Below are 25,870 nucleotides of genomic sequence, written 5' to 3' on the forward strand. Positions count from 1 at the left end.
AGGCTGTTCACCAGGCCGGATAGCGCCCGCCGAGCGCCGGGTGGGCCGGGTCGCGGCTGCCGAACAGCACCAGCAGGTCGTCCGCGACCGTCAGCAGCTCGGCCCGCCCCTCGATCGCCCGCACCCACTCGCCGGGCAGCGCCGAGGCGCCGTACGCGGCCCCGACCAGGTTGCCGCAGACCGCGCCGGCGGAGTCGCTGTCCCCGGAGTGGTTCACCGACAGCAGCAGCGCGGTGCGCACCGGGTCGGGGTCGAGGGTGGCGGCCAGCAGCGAGTACACCGCGATGGCCAGGCACTCCTCGGCGATCCAGCCGAGCCCGACCCGCTCCACCGTCTCGGCCGAGGGCTCGGCCTCCTGGGCCAGCCGCACCGCCCGGGCCAGCGCCTGGACGGTCTCCTTGGAGCTCGGCAGCTCGCGGATCTGCTCCACCGTCTCGCCGACCGCCGCCCACGGTTCCGTCCCGGTCGCCAGCCGCTCGACCAGCGCCGCGAAGGCGCCCGCCGCGAGGTAGCCGGTCGGGTGCCCGTGGGTGAGTTGGGCGCACTGCACGGCCAGCCCGAAGGACTGCTCCACGCCGAGCCGGGCCAGCCCGAACGGCGCCGAGCGCATCACCGTGCCGCAGCCCTTGGAGCCCGGGTTGACCGGCCCCGGCCGCCCGATCGCGGACGGCGCCTCGAAGTCCGGGTGCTCGGAGACCCCGCTCAGGCACGCGTTGCCCGGCGCCCGCCGCGCGTACAGGAACGGCCGGCCCAACAGCCAGCCGTCGTACGGGCGGGGCTGGGGTTCGGTGTCCGGCGCGCTCTGGTACTGGGTCCGCAACCAGCGCCGGTAGGCGCCGTGCACGGCCTCCGGCACCGAGCCGCCGCCGCCCGTCCAGCCGCGGACGAAGCCGCGGATCAGGCCCTCGGCGGTGAACAGCGTCATCTGGGTGTCGTCGGTGACCTCGACCGGGCCGCTCCCGGCCGGCAGCGAGGCCACGCCCTGCGACCCGAACCTGTCCTGGATCTGGTGCAGTTGCTGGAACTCCACCGGCCAGCCCAGCGCGTCACCGATCGCGCCGCCGAGCAGCGCACCGCGCACCCGGTCCCGGTAGCCCGACTCCGCCGCCGACTCCGTCACGTCGGATCCCCCTTCGTTCGTGGCGGGTCGTTTCTATCAGGCGGGGCGCCGGTCGTGGATCTCGCCCCGGCCGTGCAGCGCGGCCCGGTCGGCCGCGGCCCGGCCGGCGGCCCAGCCCTCGCCGTCGCTGACCCGCACCCGCTGCGAGACCAGCTTCGGGAACAGCCGGCCGACCTCCTCGTCCACCGCCGCCGAGCGGGCGGCCAGCGCGGGCAGCAGCCGGGCGTCCGGCAGCAGCTGTTCCTCGGTGCCGTCCTCGCGCAGGTGGCGGCCGGCCGCGGCGGCGCTGGTGGTCCGCTCGGTGGCGGCGGTCAGCCGTTCGCGGATCCGCGCCGCGTACGCGACCAGGAAGGACTGCCGGAACGCCTTGCTGCGCGAGTCCTTGCCGGAGCCGGCCTTGTTGAGTGCGTGGGTGGCCTGCACCAGCAGCGAGGTGTAGAGCAGCTCGACGCCGTCCAGGTCGCCGTCGAAGCCGATCACGGTGCAGAAGCCGAACTCCTTCGCCCACACCACCCGGCACCGGTTCGCGGCCGCGACCGCGTCCAGCAGCATCGTCTTGGGGCCCTCGTACGGGTTGTCCACGCCGATCCGCAGCGCCGCCGGGGTGTCCCGGTCGGCCGCGGCGGCGGCCACCAGCGCCTCGTCGATGCTGTGCTGGGCCATCAGCTGCTGGGCCTTGGCGGTCAGCGCCTCGGCCTCCTCCGGGTACTCGGTGGACTCGGCCTTGGCCAGCAGCGCCCGGATCCGGGCGAGCATCCGCGGTTCGCCGGTCACCGGACCGGCGGGGCGCGGGGCCGTCGTGGACGCGCCGGGGGCGGGGCCGACCGGCGCGATCGGAGGCAGCCGCCCCCAGCTGCGCAGCAGCTCCAGGAAGGCGGTGGCGAGCGCGAAGCGGTCCAGCCGGTGCCGGTGGGCGAAGGCCCCGAGGTACTGCTCGTCGGCCGGCCACCAGACCTCGGTCTCCAGCTCGCGCAGCTGCTCCTGCCAGCGCCGGTCCAGGCCCGCGGCGGGGTGGCGGCGGCCCTCGGCGGCGATCAGGTCCACCGCGAGCGCCAGGTGGACGGGCTTCAGCTCGCGCCGTACCACCCGCACCAGATCGGCGGGGCGCCACCCGGCCGACCAGCAGCGGCCCACCGCGGTGTCCGCGTACCCCAGCAGCGCACGGCTGACCGCGGGCCACTGCCCGACCGAGGCGGCCAGCAGCGAGGCCCCGGTGTCCAGCGCGAGGTCCAGCCCCTCCTCGGGGGCGGTGAGCACCGACCGCACCGCCTGCTCCAGCAGCGGCCCGGCGTTCCCGTCGCCCTGCTGCGCGCGCTTGCCCACGGTGTGTCCCTGCTCTCCTCGACGGTTCGGCCCCTCCGGCCCATGATGCCGGAGGGGCCGGACGGACGGGCCGGGGAGCCGGGACCTACCGCTCGACGGCCTTGGCCATGATCTCCGGGATCCGGTCCAGCAGCCGGGAGGCCGCCAGCCGGATGCCCAGGCCGGCGACCAGGCCGCCGTACAGCGGGCCGAGCAGCAGCAGGGGCCAGGTCGGCCCGTCCGATCCGAGCGCCCAGAACAGGTAGCCGCCGACCGGCAGGGCGAGCACCGCGACACCGATCATCGAGCCGAACTGGTTCAACAGGATCAGCCCGCCCTGCCCCGGGGCGGCGTTGCGCATCGGGTTGCTGTCGGCCGGCATGGTGTACGGCGCCAGCACGCTGAACACCGAGCCGAGCGCGATGCCGCAGCCGAGCACCGCCACCGCCAGGCCGACCGCGGCCGGCAGCCCGGCCCAGTCCCCGGTGACGGCGGCCAGCACCAGCCCGAGCACCACCGCGACCGGGACGGCGTACGACAGCACCGCGTACGCCCGGCCGCGGAGCTCGTCCCGGGCGTCGGCCGGGGTGCGCAGGGTGGCGGCGACCATCCAGAACGCCGAGCCGTCCATGCCGAACAGGTTGAGCATCTGCAGCCCGAGGAAGGTCCCGGTCATCGCCAGCAGGTAGACGCTCGACCAGCCCTGGACCACCGACAGCACACAGACCACCAGGGTCATCCCGATGCTGGTGAACAGGGCCGCCTTGGCCCGCGGCTCGCGCCAGGCGTACCGCAGGTGGCGCTGCATCACCGCGCCGGTGCGGCCCTCCGGCAGGAAGCGCCAGCCACCCGAGTTCTGCACCCCGCGCGCCACCTCCACGGTGGAGGCATCGGCGGTGACCATCAGCTCCTGCAGGCTGGCGCGCCACCAGCGCAGCAGCAGGACGAGCAGCGCGCCGGCCGCGGCCAGCTGGAGCACCCCGAGCGCGTAGTGGCCCTCGCCGACGGTGCGCGGGGCGTCCGCCGCGCTGACCGGCGGGACCCAGCGCAGCACCGCGGCTATCGGCTTCAGCGGGCTGAGGTCGATGTCCTTGCCGTGCTGGCGGCCGAAGATGCTCTGCGAGCCGACGTTGGCGGTCTGGACGAGCAGGGCGAAGGCCAGCCCGCCGAAGATCGCGAAGTCCTTGCCGCGCCGACTGGAGAGCATCCGGGCGTTCCCGGCCGCGACCGCCCGGGAGAGCGTGACCAGGCAGAGCAGCGCGAGCGGCACCCCGACCACCGCGGTCGCCGCCGAGGCGCCGCCCACCGCGCCGGACAGCACCGCACCGGTCACCAGCACCAGGCTGATCAGCGGGCCGGGCCCGATCAGCGAGGCCAGCAGCGAGCCGCGCAGCAGCGGGCCGGGCCGCAACGGCAGCACGGTGAGCCTGGTCGGGTCGGCGCTCTCGTCGCTGGAGAACAGGAACAGCGGTAGCGCCGCCCAGCCCAGGGTCAGCACGCCGAGCAGCATCACCCCGGTGTCCCCGGACCCGGCGTAGCGCCCGTTCAGCACCGACATGCCGAGGGCCACGCCGCCGGCGAGGAGCAGGCCGAGGACGCCGCCGACGACGTACACGGCGGTCCGGCCGGGGCTGCGGCGCAGCCCGTTGCGCAGCAGCCGCAGCTTGAGCGCGACCAGGCCGCGCACCACCGTCCGCCCGTCGGGCACCGTCGCCCCGGTCACCGGGCGCTCCCGGAGTGCCCGCCGCCGAGCCAGTCGAGCGCCCGGCCGTCGTCCTCCCGGACGCCGATCAGCTCCAGGAAGGCCTCGTGCAGGCTGCGCGCGCCGCGGACGGTGTCCAGCGGCCCCTGGGCGATCACCCGGCCCGCGTTGACCACGGCGACCCAGTCGCAGAGCTGCTCGACCAGTTCCATCACGTGGCTGGAGAAGACGACCGTGGAGCCGGCCGCCGCGTACCGCTTGAGCACGCCGCGGATGGTCTGGGCGGAGACCGGGTCGACGCCCTCGAAGGGCTCGTCCAGGAACAGCACGTCGGGGTTGTGCAGCAGCGCGGCGGCCAGGCCGATCTTCTTGCGCATGCCGGTGGAGTAGTCGGCGACCAGCTTGTCGGCGTCCCGGGCGAGGTCCAGGACGGCCAGCAGCTCCTCGGTGCGGCGGTCCACCTCGGCGGCGGGCAGGCCGCGCAGGCGGCCGGTGTACTGGAGTAGCTCGCGCCCGCTGAGCCGCTCGAACATCCGCAGCCCCTCGGGGAGGATGCCGATCCGGGCCTTCACCGTGACCGGGTCGGCCCACACGTCGGTGCCGTGCACCAGCACGGTGCCCTGGTCGGGCCGGAGCAGGCCGGTGACCATGGAGAGCGTGGTGGTCTTGCCCGCGCCGTTCGGCCCGACCAGGCCGATGAACGCCCCGGCGGGCAGTTCCAGGCTGAGCCCGGCCACGGCGGCCTGGCTGCCGAAGTGCTTCCACAGTCCCCGGATGCTGACGGCCGAGGGGGCGGGTTCGGAGGGCGACGGTGCTGACGCCTGCATGGCGGCCTTCTGTCTGTGGTCGTGGGTGGACGAACGGATGATCGAACGGATGCTCCGGGCCCAGCCTGGCACTGCCCGAACGGGCTGTCGCCCGCTTTGAGCATCCCCTGAGCGTGCCCGCCGGTCCGATCCCGCAACTACTCAGTTCCCTTGTTCGTCCTGCACTATGAGGAGCAGTGAGCGCGCGGGGTGCCGCGCTGCCGGGGAGGTGGCGGATGTCCGTTCAACCGTGGGGGGAGCCCGGTCCTGCCCATCGGCAGGCCGCCGGCTGGCAGTCCGGTCCGCCACCGCAGGCGGCGATGCGGGCGAGCCACGCGGACCGGGACCGGACGGTGGACGTGCTGAAGGCCGGGTTCGCCGAGGGGCGGCTGTCCGCCCAGGAGTACGAGCAGCGCCACGAGGCCGCGGCCCGGGCGGTGACCTACGGCGAACTGGCCGCGCTGGTGGCGGACCTCCCGACCGGGCCGATGGCGGCGCCGCTGCAGTCCGTGCAGCCCGTCCCGGCGACCTTCCTGGTGCCGCCGCCGGTGCCGCAGGCCCGACCCACCAGCGTGCTGGCGGTGGTCTCCCTGGTGTGCGGCCTCACCGGTGTCCTGGTGCTGCCGGTGGTGCCCGCGCTGATCACCGGCCACATCGCCCGGTCCCAGATCCGCGAGCGCAACATGGACGGCGACTGGGCGGCCGTCCTCGGCCTGGTGCTCGGCTACCTGGGCGCCGCCTTCTGGTCCCTGGTGTTCTTGCTGGCCGTCGCGTAGCGCCCCCGCCGCCCTGCAGCCGCCCCGTCGGCGCTCCGCTGGCGGGCGCCCCCCGACTGTGGTAGAGCGGGTGAAGGGCGGCCCGACACCGGCCGGTCGCGTACGGGACACCGGGGCGACACCCGGCCGAAGGCCGCGACCTGCGGCGTTGCATTTGTTTTGACCGCGCCCCATGCGCTAGGTACGCTCTGACCTTGTGCCTGGGGTGTCCCCGGGTCCTTGTGCGTGCATGCACACCGGTCGCCGCGCCGAGCCGGAGCGCCCTCCAGCGCACCGCGCGTAGAGCGCCGTCGCTGTACATCAGCTCATGGGATTCCGTGTCGGAATAGCCCAACACACCCGACCGCGTGGGTCGACCACGGGGTCGTGTGCGAGGGAGACACCGCAGGTTAGTTCCACCAAGCCTTGGCACACAGAAAACGGAGAAACGGTGCCTACGATCCAGCAGCTGGTCCGAAAGGGCCGGCAGGACAAGGTCGAGAAGAACAAGACTCCCGCGCTGAAGGGCTCCCCGCAGCGCCGTGGGGTCTGCACGCGTGTGTACACGACCACCCCGAAGAAGCCGAACTCGGCTCTCCGCAAGGTCGCCCGTGTGCGCCTCACCAGCGGGATCGAGGTCACCGCTTACATCCCGGGCGAGGGCCACAACCTGCAGGAGCACTCCATCGTGCTGGTGCGCGGTGGTCGTGTGAAGGACCTTCCTGGTGTCCGCTACAAGATCATCCGCGGTTCGCTCGACACCCAGGGTGTCAAGAACCGCAAGCAGGCCCGCAGCCGCTACGGCGCCAAGAAGGAGAAGTAAGAATGCCTCGTAAGGGCCCCGCCCCGAAGCGCCCGGTCATCATCGACCCGGTCTACGGCTCCCCGGTCGTCACCCAGCTGGTCAACAAGATCCTGCTGCACGGCAAGCGCTCCACCGCCGAGCGGATCGTGTACGGCGCCCTTGAGGGCGTTCGCGAGAAGACCGGCTCGGACCCGGTCGTCACGCTGAAGCGCGCGCTGGAGAACGTCAAGCCGGCCCTTGAGGTCAAGTCCCGCCGTGTCGGTGGCGCGACCTACCAGGTTCCGGTCGAGGTCCGTCCGGGCCGCGCCAGCACCCTGGCGCTGCGCTGGATGGTCGGTTACTCCCGCGCCCGTCGCGAGAAGACCATGACCGAGCGCCTGATGAACGAGATCCTCGACGCCAGCAACGGCCTGGGCGCTTCCGTGAAGCGTCGCGAGGACACCCACAAGATGGCCGAGTCCAACAAGGCCTTCGCGCACTACCGCTGGTAGTCCGTACCCCGTCACTAGACAGAGAGAGAACGAGCCACCATGGCTGCAACCTCCCTTGACCTCGCCAGGGTCCGCAACATCGGGATCATGGCGCACATCGACGCGGGCAAGACCACCACCACCGAGCGGATCCTGTTCTACACCGGTGTCTCGTACAAGATCGGTGAGGTCCACGATGGCGCTGCCACCATGGACTGGATGGAGCAGGAGCAGGAGCGCGGCATCACGATCACGTCGGCCGCGACGACCTGCCACTGGACGGTCGACGGCGTCGACAACACCATCAACATCATCGACACCCCGGGTCACGTCGACTTCACCGTCGAGGTGGAGCGCTCGCTGCGCGTCCTCGACGGTGCCGTCACGGTGTTCGACGGTGTCGCCGGTGTCGAGCCCCAGTCCGAGACCGTGTGGCGGCAGGCTGACCGCTACGGCGTCCCGCGCATCTGCTTCATCAACAAGCTGGACCGCACGGGCGCGAACTTCTTCTTCTGCGTCGACACCATCGTGGAGCGCCTCGGCGCCACCCCGCTGGTGATGCAGCTGCCGATCGGTGCCGAGGCGGACTTCCAGGGCGTCGTCGACCTGGTCCGCATGAAGGCTCTGGTCTGGTCCGCCGAGGCCGCCAAGGGCGAGATGTACGACGTCGTCGACATCCCGGCCGAGCTGCAGGAGCAGGCCGCCGAGTACCGCACCCAGCTGATCGACACCGTGTCGAACGTCAGCGACGAGATCATGGAGCTCGCCCTCGAAGAGGCCGAGATCCCGGTCGAGCTGCTGCAGGACGCGATCCGCAAGGGCACCCTGAACTCGGACTTCACCCCGATCTTCTGCGGCACCGCCTTCAAGAACAAGGGCGTTCAGCCCCTGCTCGACGCGGTCGTCAAGTACCTGCCGTCGCCGCTGGACATCGAGTCCATCGAGGGCACCAAGCCGAACGACCCGGAGACCACGATCTCCCGTAAGGCTTCGGACGACGAGCCGCTGGCCGCGCTGGCGTTCAAGATCATGTCCGACCCGCACCTGGGCAAGCTCACCTTCGTCCGGATCTACTCCGGCCGCCTGGAGTCCGGCACCTCGGTGCTGAACGCCGTCAAGGGCAAGAAGGAGCGCATCGGCAAGATCTACCGCATGCACGCGAACAAGCGTGAGGAGATCGAGTCGGTGGGCGCCGGCGACATCGTCGCCGTCATGGGCCTGAAGCAGACCACCACCGGTGAGACGCTGGCCGACGAGAAGAACCCGGTCATCCTGGAGTCCATGGACTTCCCGGCCCCGGTCATCCGCGTCGCCATCGAGCCCAAGTCCAAGGGTGACCAGGAGAAGCTGGGTGTCGCCATCCAGCGTCTCGCCGAGGAGGACCCGTCCTTCCAGGTCAACACGGACGAGGAGACCGGCCAGACCATCATCGCGGGTATGGGCGAGCTGCACCTTGAGGTGCTCGTCGACCGTATGCGCCGTGAGTTCAAGGTCGAGGCCAACGTCGGCAAGCCGCAGGTCGCGTACCGCGAGACGATCCGTCAGGCCGTCGAGCGCATCGACTACACCCACAAGAAGCAGACCGGTGGTTCCGGTCAGTTCGCCAAGGTGCAGATCGCGATCGAGCCGCTTGAGCAGGCCGAGGGCTACGAGTTCGTCAACCTGGTCACCGGTGGCCGCGTCCCGCGCGAGTACATCCCGTCGGTCGACGCCGGTTGCCAGGAGGCCATGGAGTTCGGTGTCCTCGCCGGCTACCCGCTCCAGGGCGTCCGCGTGAAGCTGCTCGACGGCCAGTCGCACGACGTCGACTCCTCCGAGCTCGCGTTCAAGATCGCCGGTTCGATGGCCTTCAAGGAAGGCGCCAGGAAGGCCAAGCCGGTCCTTCTTGAGCCGATGATGGCCGTCGAGGTCACCACGCCCGAGGACTACATGGGCGATGTGATCGGTGACATCAACTCTCGCCGTGGCCAGATCCGGTCCATGGACGAGCGTCACGGTGCCCGCGTCGTCACGGCGCTGGTGCCCCTCTCCGAGATGTTCGGCTACGTCGGTGACCTGCGCAGCAAGACCTCTGGTCGCGCGAGCTACTCGATGCAGTTCGACTCGTACGCCGAGGTCCCCAAGGCCGTGGCTGAGGAGATCATCGCCAAGTCGAAGGGCGAGTGAGTCCGGCTCTGCCGGCACGGGAATCAGTCCGACATTCGGGATGATTCACACCCCTTAGGCTATTAGGAGGCGACCCGGGAGGATCCGTCCGGATCCTCCCGGGGCCTCCGGCCCCCACCCGCGGGACGGTGCGAGGTGCTTCCGGCACCCGGGCCGGTCCCGATCAAAGACCAACTGACGTCAGCACGGCGTACAGGAACTGTCCTCAGGAGGACTCAGTGGCCAAGGCGAAGTTCGAGCGGACGAAGCCCCACGTCAACATCGGCACCATCGGTCACATCGACCACGGCAAGACCACGCTGACCGCGGCCATCACCAAGGTGCTGCACGACGCGTACCCGGAGATCAACCCCTTCACGCCGTTCGACCAGATCGACAAGGCCCCGGAGGAGCGTCAGCGCGGTATCACCATCTCGATCGCGCACGTCGAGTACCAGACCGAGGCGCGTCACTACGCCCACGTCGACTGCCCGGGGCACGCTGACTACATCAAGAACATGATCACCGGTGCCGCCCAGATGGACGGCGCCATCCTGGTGGTCGCCGCCACCGACGGCCCGATGCCGCAGACCAAGGAGCACGTCCTCCTGGCCCGCCAGGTCGGTGTTCCGTACATCGTCGTCGCCCTGAACAAGGCCGACATGGTGGACGACGAGGAGATCCTGGAGCTCGTCGAGCTCGAGGTCCGTGAGCTCCTCTCCGAGTACGAGTTCCCGGGCGACGACCTGCCGGTCGTCCGCGTCTCCGCCCTGAAGGCCCTTGAGGGCGACAAGGAGTGGGGCGAGAAGCTCCTCGGCCTCATGCACGCGGTCGACGAGAACATCCCCACCCCGGCCCGCGCCGTGGACCAGCCGTTCCTGATGCCGATCGAGGACGTCTTCACGATCACCGGTCGTGGCACCGTCGTCACCGGTCGTATCGAGCGCGGCATCCTCAAGGTCAACGAGACCGTCGACATCATCGGCATCAAGACCGAGAAGACCACCACCACGGTCACCGGCATCGAGATGTTCCGCAAGCTGCTCGACGAGGGCCAGGCCGGTGAGAACGTCGGTCTGCTCCTCCGTGGCATCAAGCGCGAGGACGTCGAGCGCGGCCAGGTCATCATCAAGCCGGGTTCGGTTACCCCGCACACCGACTTCGAGGCCCAGGCCTACATCCTGTCGAAGGACGAGGGTGGCCGCCACACCCCGTTCTTCAACAACTACCGCCCGCAGTTCTACTTCCGTACCACGGACGTGACCGGCGTCGTGACCCTCCCCGAGGGCACCGAGATGGTCATGCCGGGCGACAACACCGCCATGACCGTCGCGCTGATCCAGCCCGTCGCCATGGAGGAGGGCCTGAAGTTCGCCATCCGTGAGGGTGGCCGCACCGTCGGCGCCGGCCAGGTCACCAAGATCGTCAAGTAATCTGACGCTCTGACCTGCCTGCCTCGTCAGGCTCGTCCGAAGGGCCCCACGCACCGCGAGGTGCGTGGGGCCCTTCGGCGTCCAACCCGGCGCTCACCTGGGCGCCCTCGCTCTCACGGACAGCTCATGGCCGACTGTTATGGTCGGCTCACCATCCAGCCCCCGCCGTCGCGGAAAGTGGGACCCAACGCATGTCTACCGCACCGCTGTTGTCGGTCGTGATGCCGATCTACAACGAGCAGGAGGCACTCCCGCTGACCGTCGAGAGGCTGCGTCCGATCCTGGACGGGCTGGGCGTCGACTACGAGGTCGTCGGGGTGGACGACGGCAGCCGGGACGCCACACCCGTGCTGATGCAGAAGATCCGGCAGGACTGGCCGGAGTTCCGCATCGTCCGCTTCGCCCGCAACTCCGGCCACCAGGCCGCGCTCACCGCGGGCATCCACCGCGCGCTCGGCGACTACGTGGTCAGCATCGACGCCGATCTGCAGGACCCGCCGGAGAAGATCCCCGAGATGCTCTCCCTGGCCCGCGAGCAGAGCCTCGACGTGGTCTACGGCGTGCGCGGGGACCGCGGCACCGACACCGCCTTCAAGCGCCGGACGGCCGGCGCCTACTACTGGCTGATGCGCAAGCTGGTCGGCAAGCGGATGCCCAACCAGGCCGGCGACTTCCGGCTGCTCAGCCGCAACGCCGTGGACGCCCTCAAGCAGCTGCCCGAGCACCAGCCGGTCTACCGGCTGCTGGTGCCGTGGCTCGGCTTCCCCAGCGGCGAGGTGGTCTACGTCCGCGAGGAGCGGGTGGCCGGCGGCACCCACTACCCGCTGTCCAAGATGGTGCGGCTCGCGCTGGACAGCATCACCAACTTCTCCGCCGCCCCGCTGCGGCTGGCCACCTACCTCGGCCTGGTGAGCTTCGTGGTCTGCATCGCGCTCGGGATCCACGCCACCGTCTCCTACGTGCTCGGGTCGACCGTGCCCGGCTGGTCCTCGCTGTTCATCGGGATGCTGTTCCTCGGCGGCGTGCAGCTGATCTGCGTCGGGCTGCTGGGGGAGTACGTCGGCCGGATCTACTCCGCGGTGCAGGCCCGCCCGACCTACTTCGTCGGCTACGACTCGGCCGAGGACGACGAGCGGGGCCGGGGCCGGTGACCCTGACCGGCGAACCCGCCACCCCCACCCCGGGGCCGCGCCGCCAGCTGCCGTCCTTCCTGGTGATCGGCGTCCTGAGCACCGTCTTCTACCTGGGCCTGTTCGTCGTCGCCCGGTGGTTCACCGACCCGCAGGTCGCGAACCTGATCGCCCTGGCCGTCAGCGCGGTCGCCAACACCGCGGCCAACCGCCGGTTCACCTTCGGGGTGGTCGGCTCGCAGGGCATGGTGCGCCACCAGCTGCAGGGCGCGGTGGCCTTCCTGATCGGCCTCGGCCTCAGCTCCGGGGTGCTCGCCCTGCTGGACCGGGTGGCGCCGCACGCCTCCCGGCCGGTGGAGGTCGGCGGGCTGATCGTCGCCAACGGGCTGGCCACGGTGGCGCGGTTCGTGCTGTTGAAGGTCTGGGTCTTCCGCGGCGGGGAGTCGGGACGGTCCGGAGCCTGACCAGCGGATCCGCTCCACCGCTGCCCGTACGGCGCCGCCCGGCGGGCGGGACCGGTGTCGGCGCGCGATGGTTCGCAGGCGGCCCACGGGCCCCTGAGTGGTCTGTACCAATGGCACCCTCGGTATGCTGACCGCTTGCAGCCTGCCCGCAGACGGTGGCGGAAGTCCGGACCCGGTAGGGGGGAGACGGGCGGCAGGGACTTGACCGGAGGGGCACGGCACCGTGTCGATCATGCACAGTTCACCCGACAGCGAGACCCGGCGCAGCACCGCGCCACCGGGACCCCTGCCCCCGCCCGCCGGCGGTAGACGGCGGCGCAACCCGCTCGTCCTGGCAGGCGGGCTCGCCCTGTCGTGGCTGGTGCCGGCCGGCCTGGTCGCGCTGCACCTGGGCGTCGTGCTGCTGCCGCTGCTGCTGCTCGCGGTCGCCGCCGTGATCAGGGTCGGCGGTGTGCTGCTCGACCGGCTCTTCGTCGCCGGACTGATCCTGGCCGGCTCGGTGCTGACCTTCGGCCTGGTCTTCTCGCTCTGGCCCTGGGGCCTGTCGCCGACGGCCACCACCGGTGTGATGGCCAGCGTGCTGACCACGGCCGCATGGGCCGCCGGGCGCGCCCCCCGGCTGCCGCTGCGCTTCCGCTGGTCCGACCTGCTGGTGCTGGTCACCTTCGCCGGGATGTGGCACTACCTGTTCCACCCCGTCGACGGCGCGTCGGCGGCCGAGCGCATCGCCTACTTCGCCACGGCGGAGGACCGGCTCTCGCACTTCTCCTTCTTCTCCGGCATCCAGGGTGTCGGAGGCTACGACTTCCTCCACCAGGACGCCGCCAGGTCCTACCTGATACCGCCGTCCGAGGTGACCTACCCGCAGGGCTCGCACTTCCTGCTGGCCTGGACCGACGGGCTGGTCCACTCCGCCGCCGACCCCGGCGACATGATCCACACCATGAACCGGTACTTCCTGTACCTGCTGGTGGCGTACGCGCTGTTCTGCACCGCGCTGGTGTGGGCGGCTCGGTGGATCGGCGGACCGCGGCTGCGCGGCTGGCGGGCGGCGGCGGTCTGCGCGACCGTCGGCTCGATCATGTTCGCCAGCAACTACCTGGACCTGCTGGCCCACGGCTTCGACTCGACCTTCATCGGCCTGCTGCTGATCGCGCTCGCGCTGGCGGTGCTGATCCGGCCGGCGATGGGCCTCACCGAGTTCCTGCTGGCCGCCTCGGCCGGGCTGATCACCGTGACCTACACGTACAACATCTACGGCGCGTTCGTCGGCGTGGCCCTGCTGGGCGCCCTGGTGGTGCACCGGCGCAGGTTCGCCGGGCGGTGGTGGTGGACCCTCGGCGCGCTGGCGTGCGCGCTGGGCGTGGCCGCGCTGCCGAGCGTCCTCTCGGTGCTGGGCGACCTGGACGTGGCCAGCGCCTCGAACATGAGCGGCCCGAGCGTCAGCGCGGACCGCTCGATCCTCATCGGCGGCGGGCTGCTCGGACTGCTGGCGGCGGCCATGCCGCGCAACCGCCGCACCGCCACCGGTCAGCAGCACCTGGTGGTGCTGCTCGGCACGGGCGCCCTGCTCAGCGCCTTCGCGGTCTACCAGCTGAACACCATCGGCAAGTACTCGTACTACTTCCACAAGATGACGGCCGTGGGCGTCGTGGTCGCCCTGATATCGGTCGGGGCGGTCGGGGTGATGCTGCAGACGCCCCACCGGGGCACCGGCAACGTGCTGTCCCGGCGCCTGGGCGAGCTGGTGCTCTCCGGGCTGACCGTCGCCGCCGCGCTGAGCCTCTTCGCCAACGTGCAGTGGGGCTTCCTGGCCACCAAGGACGCCCCGTCCGCGTGGTCCAGCAACCCGCTGGTGGCCTGGGGCCGCGGCGGGTTCGAGACCGACATGGGCCCCGAGGGCATGGACGCGCTGAAGGTCCTGCGCGGCGACGGACCGGTGATCGCGCTGGTCTCCAACGACTCCGTCAAGAACCTCAAGGCCACCTGGCTCGCCTCGCTGATGAACCGGCGCGGCGGCGACATGAAGGCGCTGTACGACATCCACTGGGTGGACATCGGCGGTCCGCAGGCGAAGGAGGAGGACTACCAGCGCTCCTTCGGAAGGCTGAAGGGCGCCATCGAGAAGCTCCCCGCGCCGCACCCGGCGCCGACCATCCTGACCGCCGACCGTTCCGTGGGTGAGCGGATCAAGCGGGACCTCGCCAAGAACGGCCTGACGGTCAACGTGCTGAGCGATCAGGGGCTCCTCTGGACCCAGCCGTGGGGCCGTACCTTCCCCGGGACCGTCTGAGATGACGTCCGGGGGGATGCCCGTGGGCACTGAGCATTCACGGCCACCCGCTACTATTCACAGCAATCGCACGGCTTGGCCGGCCTCGTGCGGAGGCGTGTGGCACGGCCGGCCGGTGAATTCGGTGGTCATGTGATGAAGAACCCGATCGCCAAGCTGCTTGGGGTGCTTCCCCCGGGGGCGCGGCTCGTGGTCGGTGGCACGGTCGTGCTCGGAGCCTCGGCATACGTCTACATGGCGCTCGTGGGCTACAGCCTGAGCACCGTCGGCGCGGCCAGGGTGACGATGCTCTGGACCATCGTGATGTCCGTGGGCTGGGGACTCTTCCAGCCGGTCGAGCTGGAGCTCACCCGCCTGGTGGCCGCCCGCAAGGTCGCCGGGCACGGCGCGCTGCCCGCGGTACGGCGGATGCTGCTGCTCGCCGTGGCGATCCTGGTCGCGGTCTGCGCGGTGCTGGCGGTCGCCGCCCGCCCGATCGCCGACCAGCTGTTCAGCGGTGACCGCGGCCTGGTGGTCGCGCTGGCCGGCGGCCTGGCGGGCCTCGCGGTGAGCTCGGTCGCCCGCGGCGCGCTGGCGGGCCTGGGGCTGTTCGGCCCGTACGGCACCCAGCTGGCGGTCGACGGCGGCCTGCGCATCGGGCTGGCCGGTGCGGCGGCGGCGGTCGGCCTGCACTCGGCGATGGTCTTCGGCCTGATCCTGTTCGTCTCCCCGCTGCTGGCCTCGCTGATCGGCCTGCGCGACACCCTGGCCGACCGCACCCCCGGCCCGGAGGTCTCCTGGAAGCAGCTGACCAGCGGCCTCGGTCTGCTGATCGCCTCGGTGATGCTCAGCCAGCTGGTGGTCAACGCGACCGTGGTCTGCGTGCGCCTGCTCTCGCCGAAGCACTCCGAGGCCTCCGACGCGCTGGTGTTCGCGATCGGCCAGGCCGTGGTGATGGCCCGGGCGCCGCTGTTCGCCTACAGCGCCCTGCAGGCCTCCATGGTCTCCGCGCTCTCCGGTGCCGCCGCGGCCGGAAACCACGCCGAGTTCCGCAAGGTGCTGACCCGCACCACCGCGATCGTCGCCGCGATGTGCATCGGCGGCGGCCTGCCGGTGATCGTGCTCGGCTCCAAGCTCAACCCGCTGCTGTTCAACGCGAAGGACGTGCTCGGACCGCTGGACTTCATCTGGCTGGTGTTCGGAACGCTCTGCTACGTCCTGGCGACGGTCTTCGGCCAGGCGCTGATGTCGAGCGCCCAGCACCGCCGTCAGCTGGTGGGCTGGACCGCGGGTTCCGTAGCATTGGTGGCTGTCGCGCTCGCACCGGGCAACGTGGGTCTCCGGGCGGAGCTCGCGTACCTGGCGGGCTCGTTGGTCAGTGCCGTCCTGATGTTGTGGTCGCTGTACCGTGCCTTCCCCTCCCGCCCCGCCGCCGTGTCGGCAGACCGGTCCGCAGCACAGCCGCTGCGGACCTCCTGAGGGTGGCCCCCGACGCCATGACCATCACCGATAGACCGACCCGAGGCACGGGCCGCCGTGCCGTTCGCCAAGCATGGAGCACCTGTGTCCGAGTATGACAACGTCTGGCTGGTGATCCCGGCCTACAACGAAGGCCAGGTGATCGCCGACGTCGTGGAGGGGGCACGCAAGACCTTCCCCAACATCGTGGTGATCGACGACGGCTGCACCGACGACACGGCCGAGCACGTCATGACGACCGGCGCCCACCTGGTGCGGCACCCGGTCAACCTGGGGCAGGGTGCCGCGCTCCAGACCGGTCTCAAGTACGCGCTCGCCCAGGAGGGCGCCGAGTACTTCGCCACCTTCGACGCGGACGGCCAGCACCAGACCGCCGACGTCGAGAAGATGGTCGCGCTGCTGCGCGAGGGCGAGGCCGACATCGTCCTCGGCTCCCGGTTCATCGAGCAGACCGGCCAGGTGCCGTGGATCAAGCGCGTGGTGCTCCGCACCGCAGCCGCGGTCAGCCCGACCGCCCGCAAGCTCAAGCTCACGGATGCGCACAACGGTCTGCGGGTGATGAACCGCGAGGCCGCCAGCCGGATCAAGATCACCATGAACGGCATGGCGCACGCTTCGGAGATCGTCTCCTTCCTCGCCGGCTCGGACCTGCGGGTCGCCGAAGTTCCGGTGGACATCCTGTACACCGACTACTCGCGCGCCAAGGGCCAGTCCCTGATCAACGGCGTGAACATCCTCTTTGACATCTCGCTGCGGGAGCGTAACGGCCGATGAACCACCTCTGGATCCAGCTCATCCTGGTCGTGGCCGCGGTGGCCATGGCGCTCGTCTTCGTCTGGCGCTGGGACAAGGCGAACACCCGGGCGTGGAAGCGCATCGCCTTCACGCTCTTCGTGATCGTCAACGTGGTCGCGATCCTGTGGCCGAGCGGCGTGACCAAGCTGGCCACCGCGCTGGGCGTCGGCCGCGGCACCGACCTGGTGCTCTACCTGATGGTCATCGCCATGGGCTTCCTGACCCTCAACACCTACCTGCGCTTCCGCTCGCTGGAGAAGAAGATCACCGACCTGGCCCGCACCGTGGCCATCACCGAGGGCGTGCGCCACAACAACGACCGGCTCAACGCGCCGGTCGGCACGGAGCACTGATCCCGGGCGGTCACGACGGCGCAGTACCAGTGACTGAGGGCCGGCCCCGTCCAGGGGCCGGCCCTCAGCCACTAGCGGCGGGCCCGCCCCCGACCCCGGTCGACGCACCGGAACCGCGGAACTGTTTGACTTGGCTCGCCCGGCGGCCGCGGCCGGGCGGCACCGAAGCATGATCCAGACCAGGAGGTGCGGCGCCGCCATGAGCGTCGATTTCGTCATCCCGTACTACGGCGACCCGGAGTACCTGTTCGCCACCATCGACAGCATCCGGGCCCAGCACCAGCAGGACTGGCGGCTGACCGTGGTGGACGACCAGTACCCGGGCAACCGGGCGCTGGAGTACATCGAGGGCCTGGACGACGAGCGGATCCGCTACGTCCGCAACGAGGAGCGGCTCGGCCCCAACGGCAACACCTACAAGGCGTCCACCCTGGCCGAGCGCGAGTTCGTCTCGATGATGGGTGCCGACGACCTGCTGGAGCCGAACTACCTGGACGTCGTCCTGGAGCGGATGAAGGCCGACCCGAACGCGATCGCGGTCCAGCCGGGCGTGAAGGTGATGGACAGCGACGGGGTCCTGGTGCCGTCGCTCGGCATCGGCGACAAGGTCAAGCGCCGGATCGCCGCCCCGGCCCGCAAGGCCGGCCTGATCAGCGGCGAGGACGCGGTGAAGAGCCTGCTGTCCGGTAACTGGCTGTACACCCCGTCGCTGCTCTACCGGCAGTCCGCGCTGTCGAAGATCCCGTACCGCCCGGACATCGACGCCGTCCACGACCTGGCCTTCATGGTCGACATGCTGATGGAGGGCGGCAACCTGCTGGTCGACGAGCGCGAGGTGTTCCGCTACCGCCGCCACCAGGCCAGCGACTCCTCGACCCGGGTGAAGGACGGCAAGCGCTTCGACGAGGAGCTGCGCTACTACGGCCTGATCGCCAAGGAGCTGCGAGCCAAGGGCTGGAACGCGGCGGCCCGCTCGGCCGACCTGCACCTCTCCTCCCGGCTGCACGCCCTGATGGTGGCCGCCGGGCGCCTCGGCGCGGGGGACTTCGCCCACGCCGGCGCCATGGTCGGCCGCGCCGTCCGCAGCAGCTGACCGGGCCGCACCGGGGCCGAGGCCGGGCTTCGTGCGCCGAACGATCACCTGGCTCCACATCAGGCCGCGTGACAGACTTCGCGAGCGATCCAAGGAGTGGGGGTGCGGGTGACGCGCGGCGCACCCGCAGGTAGGACATGACAAGTGCTGGTTCCAACAACGAGGGAAGTGCCCCGGTGCAGCCGTTGATCGATTCCGCCCACGAGCCCGACGGGCGGGCATGGGGAGAGGGCGGTGACGGGAACGCGACCGGAGCCGCCGAGGAGGCGACGCCTTCGGCCCTCGTGGTCCGACTGGGCGCGCTGGCCGCCCACCGCTGGTTCTGGCCGGTCGCCCTGCTGCTCGGCTACCTCGGGCAGGCGGCGTTCCGGCTGGCGCTGTCGATCCACAACTACTACCCCTCGGTGCACGCGGACGAGGACGGCTACCTCGCGATCGCGCGGGTGCTGGCCGGCCGGCCGACCACCGAGATGCCCACCGGCGTGATCATCCCCGGCGGCTACTCGCTGCTGATCTCGCCGGCGCTGCGGATCGCGGACAACCCGAACACCGCCTACCACCTGATCATGGGCATCAACGCGGTGCTCAACGCGCTGGTCTTCCCGCTGGCCTTCGTGGCGGCGCGCCGCCTGGGCCTGTCCCGGCCGCAGGCGTACCTGGCGGGGACAGCCGTCGCACTGGTGCCGCCGGTGATCTTCTACTCCCAGTTCGTCATGACGGACACCGTCCTCCCGGTGCTCCTGCTGTTCTGGCTGATCGGGATGCACGGCTGGCTCTCGCCCGGGTCGGCGCGCCGCCGCTCGCTCCATGCGGTGGCGATGAGCCTGGCCGCCGGCTACTCGATGGCCACCCACGACCGCGGCGGCGTGGTCGTGGCGCTGACGGCGCTGGTCCTGGTCGTGGTGCTGGCCCTCGGCTGGGCGCCGCGGCTCACCTCGCTGGCCGGGATCGGCGCGCTCGGCGTGGCCGTCCTGGGCGCCAAGCTGCTGGACCGCTTCGTCACGAGCCAGTTCAAGGACGTGCCGGGGGCAGGCGTCGGCAACAAGGTCTTCGAGAACCTTGAGGACCGCAAGTACCTCGGCACGATCGTCGTCCGCACCCTCGGCGAGCTCTGGTACTTCTTCACGTCGTCCTACGGCCTCGGGGCGATCGCCTTCGTGCTGTGCGTGGTGGCCGTGTTCCGCCGCCGGTTCTCGGTGGCCGAACGGGTGGTGGCCTTCTGCATGGTGGCCATGCTGTGCGGCACCGCGCTGGCCTCCGCCGCGGGCCTGGCGGACAACGAGCGCATCGACAACTGGGTGTACGCCCGGTACTGCGCCGTGCTGGTGCCGGTGTTCCTGGTGGTCGGCCTGGCGCCGCTGTTCCGGGCCGGAACGCGCTCGCTGCTGCGGCTGGCCCTGGCCGGTGTGGTGGTCATCGGAATCACCGGGCTGTCGGTCACCGAGTACGCGGGCTCCAAGCTCAACGCCTGGATCATCCCGTGGACCGTGCCGGACGCGCAGTTCCTCTCCTCGACCTACGACGGCCTGCACATCGGCCGTACGACCTTCGGTGCGCTCGCCGTGCTCGCCGCCTGCCTGCTGCTGCGGGTGGCCGGCGGTCGCCGGGTCGTCACGGCCGTGGTGGCGTGCCTGGCGGTCTTCGCCGCCTACGCGACGTTCACCGTCACCAACAACATCGCCGAGTCGCACTCCAAGTTCCGCAAGTACGAGGCCGTCGGCGTGGCCAAGGAGGCAGGCCTGGCCAAGGGCGACAACGTGATCCTGGACTGGGACCTCGAATGGGGCACCCGGATGTCGCTGGCCTTCGAGGTCTACTGGGGCCGGGTCTGGACCAGCAACGTGAAGTACGGCAACACCCCGCCGGAGAAGGCCAACGCGATGCTGCTGACCGTCTCCAAGGACAAGGGCGCCACGCCGGAGTCCAGCTGGCCGAAGCCGCTGCCGGGCTGGCACGTCGCGAAGTACAACATGGACCGCGGCTGGGTGCTCTGGCGCAAGGGCTGAGCCGCGGGACCACCCCATCGGGGCCGGTGAGGTACGCCTCACCGGCCCCGATTGGCATCCCGGCTGCTCCATGTGGCAGTATGTCCAAGTTGCTCGGTTGAGTGCCGATGCTGCGCGCCTCCCGCCGGGAGGACTGGAAGCGAGTCCCATGTACTCGTCGTTCCCGTGATGGCCGTCAAGCGTGAGTTCTACGCCACGGCAGCTGCGGGGCGAAAGTACGGGAATCTTCCGGGAAGCGTGAGCGGGGCCTCGACCCGGCCGCCCCTCACCCCGAAAGTTCGAAACCGACGAAGTACTTCGCCGGTTTTTTGCAAGCGCAAGAGCGACACGCCCGAGCGCGGGGGCCGGAGGGGAGTCGTGAAGTGACTAAGGACAAAGGACTACTGAGTAGCCATGGCGGGACAGAAGATCCGCATCCGGCTCAAGGCCTACGACCACGAGGTCATCGACTCCTCGGCGAAGAAGATCGTCGAGACGGTGATCCGTACTGGTGCGCAGGTCGCGGGCCCGGTGCCGCTGCCCACTGAGAAGAACGTGTACTGCGTCATCCGCTCGCCGCACAAGTACAAGGACTCGCGCGAGCACTTCGAGATGCGTACTCACAAGCGTCTGATCGACATCCTCGACCCCACGCCGAAGACGGTTGACTCGCTCATGCGTCTCGACCTGCCGGCTGGCGTCGACATCGAGATCAAGCTCTGAGAGGCGCACCGAAGATGGCTAAGCAGATTAAGGGCATCCTGGGCGAGAAGCTCGGCATGACCCAGGTCTGGGACGAGAACAACCGGGTCGTGCCGGTGACCGTCGTCAAGGCCGGGCCGAATGTCGTGACCCAGGTCCACACCGCCGACAGCCCGGCCGGCTACAGCGCCGTCCAGCTCGGCTTCGGCGAGATCGACCCCCGCAAGGTGAACAAGCCCCTCGCGGGCCACTTCGCCAAGGCCGGTGTCACCCCGCGCCGCCACCTGGTCGAGATCCGTACCTCGGACGCGTCCGAGTACACCCTGGGCCAGGAGATCACCGCCGAGCTGTTCGAGGCGGGTGTCAAGGTCGACGTGACCGGCACCTCCAAGGGCAAGGGCTTCGCCGGTGTCATGAAGCGCCACAACTTCCGTGGTCTCGGCGCCGGTCACGGCACCCAGCGCAAGCACCGCTCGCCCGGTTCCATCGGTGGCTGCGCCACCCCGGGCCGTGTGTTCAAGGGCCTGCGCATGGCTGGTCGGATGGGCCACGAGCGTGTGACCACCCAGAACCTGACCGTGCACGCGGTCGACGCGGAGAAGGGTCTGCTGCTCATCAAGGGCGCCGTCCCGGGCCCGAACGGCGGCCTCGTCCTCGTCCGCACCGCGGCGAAGGGGCTGTGAGGAAATGAGCACCATTGACATCCTGTCGCCGGCTGGCGACAAGACCGGCAGCATCGAGCTGCCGGCCGAGATCTTCGACGCGAAGGTCAGCGTTCCGCTGATGCACCAGGTCGTCGTGGCGCAGCTCGCTGCGGCCCGTCAGGGCACCCACAAGACCAAGACTCGCGGCGAGGTCCGCGGTGGCGGCAAGAAGCCGTACCGCCAGAAGGGCACCGGCCGCGCCCGTCAGGGCTCGACCCGTGCGCCGCAGTTCGCCGGCGGTGGCGTCGTGCACGGTCCCGTGCCGCGCGACTACTCGCAGCGGACCCCGAAGAAGATGATCGCCGCCGCCCTGCGCGGTGCGCTCACCGACCGGGCCCGCCACAACCGCATTCACGTCGTCACCGGCGTGACCGCGACCGAGGCGCCGTCGACCAAGGCCGCCAAGGGCCTGTTCGGCAAGATCACCGACCGCAAGAACGTCCTCCTGGTCGTCGAGCGCTCGGACGAGCTGGGCCTGAAGTCCGCTCGCAACCTGCCGAACGTGCACATCCTGGACGCCGGTCAGCTGAACACCTACGACGTGCTCGTCTCCGACGATGTGGTCTTCACCCAGGCCGCCTTCGAGCGTTTCGTGGCCGGTCCGGCCGCGTCCGCCAAGGCCGTTGCCGCTGAGGGCGAGCTCGAAGGGAGCGCCGCCTGATGAGCGACGTTACGAGCAAGACGTTCACGGACCCCCGTGACGTCCTGGTGAAGCCGGTCATCTCGGAGAAGAGCTACTCGCTCCTCGACGAGAACAAGTACACGTTCATCGTGTCGCCGGGCGCCAACAAGACCCAGATCAAGCAGGCCGTCGAGGCGGTCTTCTCGGTCAAGGTCGAGGCTGTCAACACGATCAACCGTCAGGGCAAGCGCAAGCGCTCCAAGACGGGCTTTGGCAAGCGCAAGGACACCAAGCGCGCCATCGTGACGCTGGCCGAGGGCAACCGCATCGACATCTTCGGTGGTCCGGTCTCCTGAACCAGGAGATCGTGATCGTCGATTAGGACGAGGACGAGAGAGCCAAATGGGCATCCGCAAGTACAAGCCGACTACGCCGGGCCGTCGCGGCTCCAGCGTGGCCGACTTCGTAGAAATCACGCGGTCCACCCCGGAGAAGTCGCTGGTTCGCCCGCTGCACAGCAAGGGCGGCCGCAACAACGCCGGTCGTGTCACCGCTCGCCACCAGGGTGGCGGTCACAAGCGCGCCTACCGCGTGATCGACTTCCGTCGTCACGACAAGGACGGCGTGCCGGCCAAGGTCGCGCACATCGAGTACGACCCGAACCGCACCGCGCGCATCGCGCTCCTGCACTACGCGGACGGCGAGAAGCGCTACATCATCGCGCCGCGCGGCATCGCGCAGGGTGACCGGATCGAGAACGGCGCTGGCGCCGACATCAAGCCGGGCAACAACCTGCCGCTGCGCAACATCCCGGTCGGTACCACCATCCACGCGGTGGAGCTGCGTCCCGGTGGCGGTGCCAAGCTGGCCCGCTCCGCCGGTTCCGGCATCCAGCTGCTCGCCCGTGAGGGTCGCATGGCGCACCTGCGCATGCCCTCCGGTGAGATCCGCCTGGTCGACGCGCGCTGCCGCGCCACCGTCGGCGAGGTCGGCAACGCCGAGCAGTCGAACATCAACTGGGGCAAGGCCGGCCGCATGCGCTGGAAGGGCGTCCGCCCGACCGTGCGTGGTGTCGCCATGAACCCGATCGACCACCCGCACGGTGGTGGTGAGGGTAAGACCTCCGGTGGTCGCCACCCGGTCTCGCCGTGGGGTAAGCCCGAGGGCCGTACCCGTCGCCCGAACAAGGCGTCGGACAAGCTCATCGTGCGCCGCCGCAAGACCAACAAGAAGCGCTAGGAGCAGGTCAGATGCCGCGCAGTCTCAAGAAGGGCCCCTTCATCGACGGCCACCTCATCAAGAAGGTGGACGCTCAGAACGAGGCGGGTACCCAGAACGTCATCAAGACCTGGTCCCGTCGTTCCGTGATCTCCCCGAGCATGCTCGGTCACACGATCGCGGTCCACGATGGCCGCAAGCACGTCCCGGTGTTCGTCACCGAGTCGATGGTCGGCCACAAGCTCGGCGAGTTCGCTCCGACCCGCACCTTCCGTGGACACGTGAAGGAAGACCGGAAGTCGAAGCGTCGCTAAGCGCCTGAGCTTAAGCGCCAGAACGACTCAATGACTTACTCCATTAAGGGGACAACCATGGAAGCCAGGGCTCAGGCGCGGTACATCCGCGTGACGCCCATGAAGGCCCGCCGCGTGGTGGACCTCATCCGTGGCATGAATGCCACGGAGGCCCAGGCCGTCCTGCGTTTCGCTCCGCAGGCCGCCACCGTGCCGGTCGGCAAGGTGCTCGACAGCGCCATTGCCAACGCCGCGCACAACTACAACCACTCCAACGTGGACGACCTCTACATCTCCGAGGCGTACGTTGACGAGGGTCCGACCCTGAAGCGGTTCCGTCCGCGTGCCCAGGGCCGTGCCTACCGGATCCGCAAGCGGACCAGCCACATCACCGTGGTCGTCAGCAGCAAGGAAGGGACCCGGTAATGGGCCAGAAGGTTAACCCGCACGGGTTCCGTCTCGGCATCAGCACGGACTTCAAGTCCCGCTGGTACGCCGACAAGCTGTACAAGGACTACGTCAAGGAAGACGTCGCCATTCGTCGCATGATGACGAAGGGCATGGAGCGCGCCGGCATCTCCAAGGTCGAGATCGAGCGCACCCGCGACCGCGTCCGCGTCGACATCCACACCGCTCGCCCGGGCATCGTCATCGGTCGCCGCGGCACCGAGGCCGACCGCATCCGCGGCGACCTGGAGAAGCTGACCGGCAAGCAGGTCCAGCTGAACATCCTTGAGGTCAAGAACCCCGAGCTGGACGCCCAGCTCGTGGCTCAGGGCGTCGCGGAGCAGCTGTCCTCCCGCGTCTCCTTCCGTCGTGCCATGCGCAAGTCGATGCAGGGCACCATGAAGTCCGGCGCCAAGGGCATCAAGGTCCAGTGCTCCGGTCGTCTCGGCGGCGCCGAGATGAGCCGTTCGGAGTTCTACCGCGAGGGCCGTGTGCCGCTGCACACCCTGCGCGCGAACGTCGACTACGGCTTCTTCGAGGCCAAGACCACCTTCGGCCGCATCGGCGTGAAGGTCTGGATCTACAAGGGCGACGTCAAGAACATCGCCGAGGTCCGCGCTGAGAACGCCGCTGCCCGCTCGGGCAACCGCCCGGCCCGTCCCGAGGGTGGTCGTCCCGCCCGCGGTGGCGAGCGCCGTGGTGGCGAGCGCGGTGGCCGTGGCCGTCGTCCCGCCGCTGCCGAGGCCCCCGCGGCCGCGGCCGCCGAGGCTCCGGCTGCTGAGAACACCGGAACGGAGGCCTGACCCCAATGCTGATCCCCCGTCGGGTCAAGCACCGCAAGCAGCACCACCCGAAGCGCCGTGGCGCTTCCAAGGGTGGCACCGAGCTGGCGTTCGGCCAGTTCGGCATCCAGGCCGTGACCCCGGCCTACGTGACGAACCGTCAGATCGAGTCCGCTCGTATCGCGATCACCCGTCACATCCGTCGTGGCGGCAAGGTCTGGATCAACATCTACCCGGACCGCCCGCTCACCAAGAAGCCGGCCGAGACCCGCATGGGTTCCGGTAAGGGTTCGCCGGAGTGGTGGATCGCGAACGTGCACCCGGGTCGGGTCATGTTCGAGCTGTCGTACCCGAACGAGAAGGTTGCTCGCGAGGCGCTCACCCGCGCCGCGCACAAGCTGCCGATGAAGTGCCGGATCGTCCGGCGCGAGGACGGTGAGAGCTGATGTCGGCCGCTACCAAGGCTGCTGAGCTTCGCTCGCTGGACAACGAGGGTCTCGTTGCCAAGCTGCGCGAGGCCAAGGAGGAGCTGTTCAACCTCCGCTTCCAGGCGGCGACCGGGCAGCTCGACAACCACGGACGGCTCAAGCTCGTCCGCAAGGACATCGCGCGGATCTACACCCTGATGCGCGAGCGCGAGCTGGGCATCGAGACGGTGGAGAACGCCTGATGACTGAGAACACCAACGAGACGCGCGGTTTCCGCAAGACCCGTGAGGGTCTCGTCGTCAGCGACAAGATGGACAAGACCGTCGTCGTCGCCGTCGAGGACCGCGTCAAGCACGCTCTGTACGGCAAGGTCATCCGCCGTACGAACAAGCTGAAGGCGCACGACGAGCAGAACGCGTGCGGCGTGGGCGACCGGGTCCTCCTCGCGGAGACCCGCCCGCTGTCCGCGACGAAGCGCTGGCGCGTCGTCGAGATCCTCGAGAAGGCCAAGTAACGAAGCCGATGAGGTACGGCCGTATGTGCACCGGGTCCCTGGACGCCGGTG

General features: G+C 70.0%; 28 protein-coding genes. 24 read left to right on the forward strand and 4 right to left on the reverse strand.

What is annotated here, in order from left to right:
- Positions 1 to 7 precede the first annotated feature (7 nt).
- The 4 genes from ACFV1W_RS19035 to ACFV1W_RS19050 all read right to left on the reverse strand — a co-directional run bounded on the left by ACFV1W_RS19035 (position 8) and on the right by ACFV1W_RS19050 (position 4,951).
- Positions 8 to 1,120 (reverse strand): ADP-ribosylglycohydrolase family protein, encoded by a 1,113-nt coding sequence (locus ACFV1W_RS19035; RefSeq protein ID WP_380417989.1) that lies wholly within the window; start codon positions 1,118 to 1,120, stop codon positions 8 to 10.
- Between the two features lie 36 nt (positions 1,121 to 1,156).
- Positions 1,157 to 2,443 (reverse strand): DUF2786 domain-containing protein, encoded by a 1,287-nt coding sequence (locus ACFV1W_RS19040; protein ID WP_380417991.1) that lies wholly within the window; start codon positions 2,441 to 2,443, stop codon positions 1,157 to 1,159.
- Positions 2,444 to 2,528: 85 nt separating this feature from the next.
- Entirely contained in the window at positions 2,529 to 4,145 is a 1,617-nt protein-coding gene (locus tag ACFV1W_RS19045) for a transporter (protein ID WP_380417992.1), read from the reverse strand.
- Entirely contained in the window at positions 4,142 to 4,951 is an 810-nt protein-coding gene (locus ACFV1W_RS19050) for an ABC transporter ATP-binding protein (RefSeq protein ID WP_380417994.1), read from the reverse strand. The genes ACFV1W_RS19045 and ACFV1W_RS19050 overlap by 4 nt, the downstream gene beginning before the upstream one ends.
- A gap of 215 nt (positions 4,952 to 5,166) precedes the next feature.
- On the opposite strand from ACFV1W_RS19050, the gene ACFV1W_RS19055 reads away from it, so the two are divergent.
- The 24 genes from ACFV1W_RS19055 to rpsQ all read left to right on the forward strand — a co-directional run bounded on the left by ACFV1W_RS19055 (position 5,167) and on the right by rpsQ (position 25,819).
- On the forward strand, positions 5,167 to 5,706 hold the full coding sequence (locus ACFV1W_RS19055; RefSeq protein ID WP_380417996.1) for a DUF1707 and DUF4190 domain-containing protein: 540 nt from the start codon (positions 5,167 to 5,169) through the stop codon (positions 5,704 to 5,706).
- A 430-nt stretch (positions 5,707 to 6,136) separates the two neighbouring features.
- Positions 6,137 to 6,508, forward strand: a complete 372-nt coding sequence (rpsL, locus tag ACFV1W_RS19060; RefSeq protein ID WP_014144289.1) for a 30S ribosomal protein S12 — start codon at positions 6,137 to 6,139, stop codon at positions 6,506 to 6,508.
- 2 nt (positions 6,509 to 6,510) lie between these two features.
- Positions 6,511 to 6,981, forward strand: coding sequence for a 30S ribosomal protein S7 (rpsG, locus tag ACFV1W_RS19065; protein WP_030055803.1), 471 nt, complete (start codon positions 6,511 to 6,513; stop codon positions 6,979 to 6,981).
- A 39-nt stretch (positions 6,982 to 7,020) separates the two neighbouring features.
- The gene (gene fusA / locus ACFV1W_RS19070; protein WP_380417997.1) at positions 7,021 to 9,126 is read left to right on the forward strand and encodes an elongation factor G; all 2,106 of its coding nucleotides are present in this window, start codon (positions 7,021 to 7,023) and stop codon (positions 9,124 to 9,126) included.
- Positions 9,127 to 9,344: 218 nt separating this feature from the next.
- Positions 9,345 to 10,538, forward strand: coding sequence for an elongation factor Tu (gene tuf, locus ACFV1W_RS19075; protein WP_030280743.1), 1,194 nt, complete (start codon positions 9,345 to 9,347; stop codon positions 10,536 to 10,538).
- A 191-nt stretch (positions 10,539 to 10,729) separates the two neighbouring features.
- Positions 10,730 to 11,689 (forward strand): glycosyltransferase family 2 protein, encoded by a 960-nt coding sequence (locus tag ACFV1W_RS19080; RefSeq protein WP_380417999.1) that lies wholly within the window; start codon positions 10,730 to 10,732, stop codon positions 11,687 to 11,689.
- Positions 11,686 to 12,132 (forward strand): GtrA family protein, encoded by a 447-nt coding sequence (locus ACFV1W_RS19085; protein WP_380418001.1) that lies wholly within the window; start codon positions 11,686 to 11,688, stop codon positions 12,130 to 12,132. The genes ACFV1W_RS19080 and ACFV1W_RS19085 overlap by 4 nt, the downstream gene beginning before the upstream one ends.
- A 232-nt stretch (positions 12,133 to 12,364) precedes the next feature.
- Positions 12,365 to 14,425 (forward strand): hypothetical protein, encoded by a 2,061-nt coding sequence (locus tag ACFV1W_RS19090; protein ID WP_380418002.1) that lies wholly within the window; start codon positions 12,365 to 12,367, stop codon positions 14,423 to 14,425.
- Between the two features lie 135 nt (positions 14,426 to 14,560).
- Complete coding sequence (locus tag ACFV1W_RS19095) at positions 14,561 to 15,883, forward strand: hypothetical protein (protein WP_380418004.1); 1,323 nt, start codon at positions 14,561 to 14,563, stop codon at positions 15,881 to 15,883.
- A gap of 84 nt (positions 15,884 to 15,967) precedes the next feature.
- Positions 15,968 to 16,657, forward strand: coding sequence for a glycosyltransferase family 2 protein (locus tag ACFV1W_RS19100; protein ID WP_380418005.1), 690 nt, complete (start codon positions 15,968 to 15,970; stop codon positions 16,655 to 16,657).
- Entirely contained in the window at positions 16,654 to 17,031 is a 378-nt protein-coding gene (locus tag ACFV1W_RS19105; protein WP_380418007.1) for a DUF2304 domain-containing protein, read from the forward strand. The genes ACFV1W_RS19100 and ACFV1W_RS19105 overlap by 4 nt, the downstream gene beginning before the upstream one ends.
- Positions 17,032 to 17,230: 199 nt before the next feature.
- A complete protein-coding gene (locus tag ACFV1W_RS19110; protein WP_380418008.1) occupies positions 17,231 to 18,124 on the forward strand; it encodes a glycosyltransferase family 2 protein in 894 nt (297 codons plus the stop codon).
- A gap of 176 nt (positions 18,125 to 18,300) precedes the next feature.
- Positions 18,301 to 20,130: a phospholipid carrier-dependent glycosyltransferase gene (locus tag ACFV1W_RS19115; RefSeq protein ID WP_380418010.1), complete on the forward strand. Its 1,830-nt coding sequence runs from the start codon at positions 18,301 to 18,303 to the stop codon at positions 20,128 to 20,130.
- A 393-nt stretch (positions 20,131 to 20,523) separates the two neighbouring features.
- Entirely contained in the window at positions 20,524 to 20,832 is a 309-nt protein-coding gene (rpsJ, locus tag ACFV1W_RS19120) for a 30S ribosomal protein S10 (protein WP_012785157.1), read from the forward strand.
- A gap of 14 nt (positions 20,833 to 20,846) precedes the next feature.
- Positions 20,847 to 21,494: a 50S ribosomal protein L3 gene (rplC, locus tag ACFV1W_RS19125; RefSeq protein ID WP_270146473.1), complete on the forward strand. Its 648-nt coding sequence runs from the start codon at positions 20,847 to 20,849 to the stop codon at positions 21,492 to 21,494.
- Positions 21,495 to 21,498: 4 nt separating this feature from the next.
- Positions 21,499 to 22,176 carry a 50S ribosomal protein L4 gene (gene rplD / locus ACFV1W_RS19130; protein WP_270146474.1) on the forward strand — a complete coding sequence of 226 codons (678 nt, stop codon included), beginning with the start codon at positions 21,499 to 21,501 and terminating at the stop codon, positions 22,174 to 22,176.
- Positions 22,176 to 22,493 carry a 50S ribosomal protein L23 gene (gene rplW, locus ACFV1W_RS19135; protein ID WP_030280768.1) on the forward strand — a complete coding sequence of 106 codons (318 nt, stop codon included), beginning with the start codon at positions 22,176 to 22,178 and terminating at the stop codon, positions 22,491 to 22,493. Before rplD ends, rplW begins: the two co-directional genes overlap by 1 nt.
- Before the next feature lie 46 nt (positions 22,494 to 22,539).
- Positions 22,540 to 23,376 carry a 50S ribosomal protein L2 gene (gene rplB / locus ACFV1W_RS19140; protein WP_030280770.1) on the forward strand — a complete coding sequence of 279 codons (837 nt, stop codon included), beginning with the start codon at positions 22,540 to 22,542 and terminating at the stop codon, positions 23,374 to 23,376.
- Positions 23,377 to 23,387: 11 nt separating this feature from the next.
- The gene (rpsS, locus tag ACFV1W_RS19145) at positions 23,388 to 23,669 is read left to right on the forward strand and encodes a 30S ribosomal protein S19 (protein WP_030280772.1); all 282 of its coding nucleotides are present in this window, start codon (positions 23,388 to 23,390) and stop codon (positions 23,667 to 23,669) included.
- A 57-nt stretch (positions 23,670 to 23,726) separates the two neighbouring features.
- The gene (gene rplV / locus ACFV1W_RS19150; protein WP_030280773.1) at positions 23,727 to 24,074 is read left to right on the forward strand and encodes a 50S ribosomal protein L22; all 348 of its coding nucleotides are present in this window, start codon (positions 23,727 to 23,729) and stop codon (positions 24,072 to 24,074) included.
- Positions 24,074 to 24,898 (forward strand): 30S ribosomal protein S3, encoded by an 825-nt coding sequence (gene rpsC / locus ACFV1W_RS19155; protein ID WP_188301636.1) that lies wholly within the window; start codon positions 24,074 to 24,076, stop codon positions 24,896 to 24,898. Before rplV ends, rpsC begins: the two co-directional genes overlap by 1 nt.
- A 5-nt stretch (positions 24,899 to 24,903) precedes the next feature.
- Positions 24,904 to 25,323, forward strand: coding sequence for a 50S ribosomal protein L16 (gene rplP, locus ACFV1W_RS19160; RefSeq protein ID WP_030300385.1), 420 nt, complete (start codon positions 24,904 to 24,906; stop codon positions 25,321 to 25,323).
- The gene (rpmC, locus tag ACFV1W_RS19165) at positions 25,323 to 25,547 is read left to right on the forward strand and encodes a 50S ribosomal protein L29 (RefSeq protein WP_030232478.1); all 225 of its coding nucleotides are present in this window, start codon (positions 25,323 to 25,325) and stop codon (positions 25,545 to 25,547) included. Before rplP ends, rpmC begins: the two co-directional genes overlap by 1 nt.
- Entirely contained in the window at positions 25,547 to 25,819 is a 273-nt protein-coding gene (rpsQ, locus tag ACFV1W_RS19170; protein WP_030280777.1) for a 30S ribosomal protein S17, read from the forward strand. Before rpmC ends, rpsQ begins: the two co-directional genes overlap by 1 nt.
- Positions 25,820 to 25,870: the final 51 nt, after the last annotated feature.

This window comes from Kitasatospora sp. NPDC059648, assembly GCF_042734825.1.
Classification (GTDB): Bacteria; Actinomycetota; Actinomycetes; order Streptomycetales; family Streptomycetaceae; genus Kitasatospora.

Coding starts and splice junctions, on each gene's coding strand:
- ACFV1W_RS19050 (WP_380417994.1), bottom strand. CDS start 4,951: ATGCAGGCGTCAGCACCGTCGCCCTCCGAACCCGCCCCCTCGGCCGTC.
- ACFV1W_RS19055 (WP_380417996.1), top strand. CDS start 5,167: ATGTCCGTTCAACCGTGGGGGGAGCCCGGTCCTGCCCATCGGCAGGCC.
- rpsG (WP_030055803.1), top strand. CDS start 6,511: ATGCCTCGTAAGGGCCCCGCCCCGAAGCGCCCGGTCATCATCGACCCG.
- fusA (WP_380417997.1), top strand. CDS start 7,021: ATGGCTGCAACCTCCCTTGACCTCGCCAGGGTCCGCAACATCGGGATC.
- ACFV1W_RS19080 (WP_380417999.1), top strand. CDS start 10,730: ATGTCTACCGCACCGCTGTTGTCGGTCGTGATGCCGATCTACAACGAG.
- ACFV1W_RS19090 (WP_380418002.1), top strand. CDS start 12,365: ATGCACAGTTCACCCGACAGCGAGACCCGGCGCAGCACCGCGCCACCG.
- ACFV1W_RS19095 (WP_380418004.1), top strand. CDS start 14,561: ATGAAGAACCCGATCGCCAAGCTGCTTGGGGTGCTTCCCCCGGGGGCG.
- ACFV1W_RS19105 (WP_380418007.1), top strand. CDS start 16,654: ATGAACCACCTCTGGATCCAGCTCATCCTGGTCGTGGCCGCGGTGGCC.
- ACFV1W_RS19110 (WP_380418008.1), top strand. CDS start 17,231: ATGAGCGTCGATTTCGTCATCCCGTACTACGGCGACCCGGAGTACCTG.
- rpsJ (WP_012785157.1), top strand. CDS start 20,524: ATGGCGGGACAGAAGATCCGCATCCGGCTCAAGGCCTACGACCACGAG.
- rplC (WP_270146473.1), top strand. CDS start 20,847: ATGGCTAAGCAGATTAAGGGCATCCTGGGCGAGAAGCTCGGCATGACC.
- rplD (WP_270146474.1), top strand. CDS start 21,499: ATGAGCACCATTGACATCCTGTCGCCGGCTGGCGACAAGACCGGCAGC.
- rplW (WP_030280768.1), top strand. CDS start 22,176: ATGAGCGACGTTACGAGCAAGACGTTCACGGACCCCCGTGACGTCCTG.
- rplB (WP_030280770.1), top strand. CDS start 22,540: ATGGGCATCCGCAAGTACAAGCCGACTACGCCGGGCCGTCGCGGCTCC.
- rpsS (WP_030280772.1), top strand. CDS start 23,388: ATGCCGCGCAGTCTCAAGAAGGGCCCCTTCATCGACGGCCACCTCATC.
- rplV (WP_030280773.1), top strand. CDS start 23,727: ATGGAAGCCAGGGCTCAGGCGCGGTACATCCGCGTGACGCCCATGAAG.
- rpsC (WP_188301636.1), top strand. CDS start 24,074: ATGGGCCAGAAGGTTAACCCGCACGGGTTCCGTCTCGGCATCAGCACG.
- rplP (WP_030300385.1), top strand. CDS start 24,904: ATGCTGATCCCCCGTCGGGTCAAGCACCGCAAGCAGCACCACCCGAAG.
- rpmC (WP_030232478.1), top strand. CDS start 25,323: ATGTCGGCCGCTACCAAGGCTGCTGAGCTTCGCTCGCTGGACAACGAG.
- rpsQ (WP_030280777.1), top strand. CDS start 25,547: ATGACTGAGAACACCAACGAGACGCGCGGTTTCCGCAAGACCCGTGAG.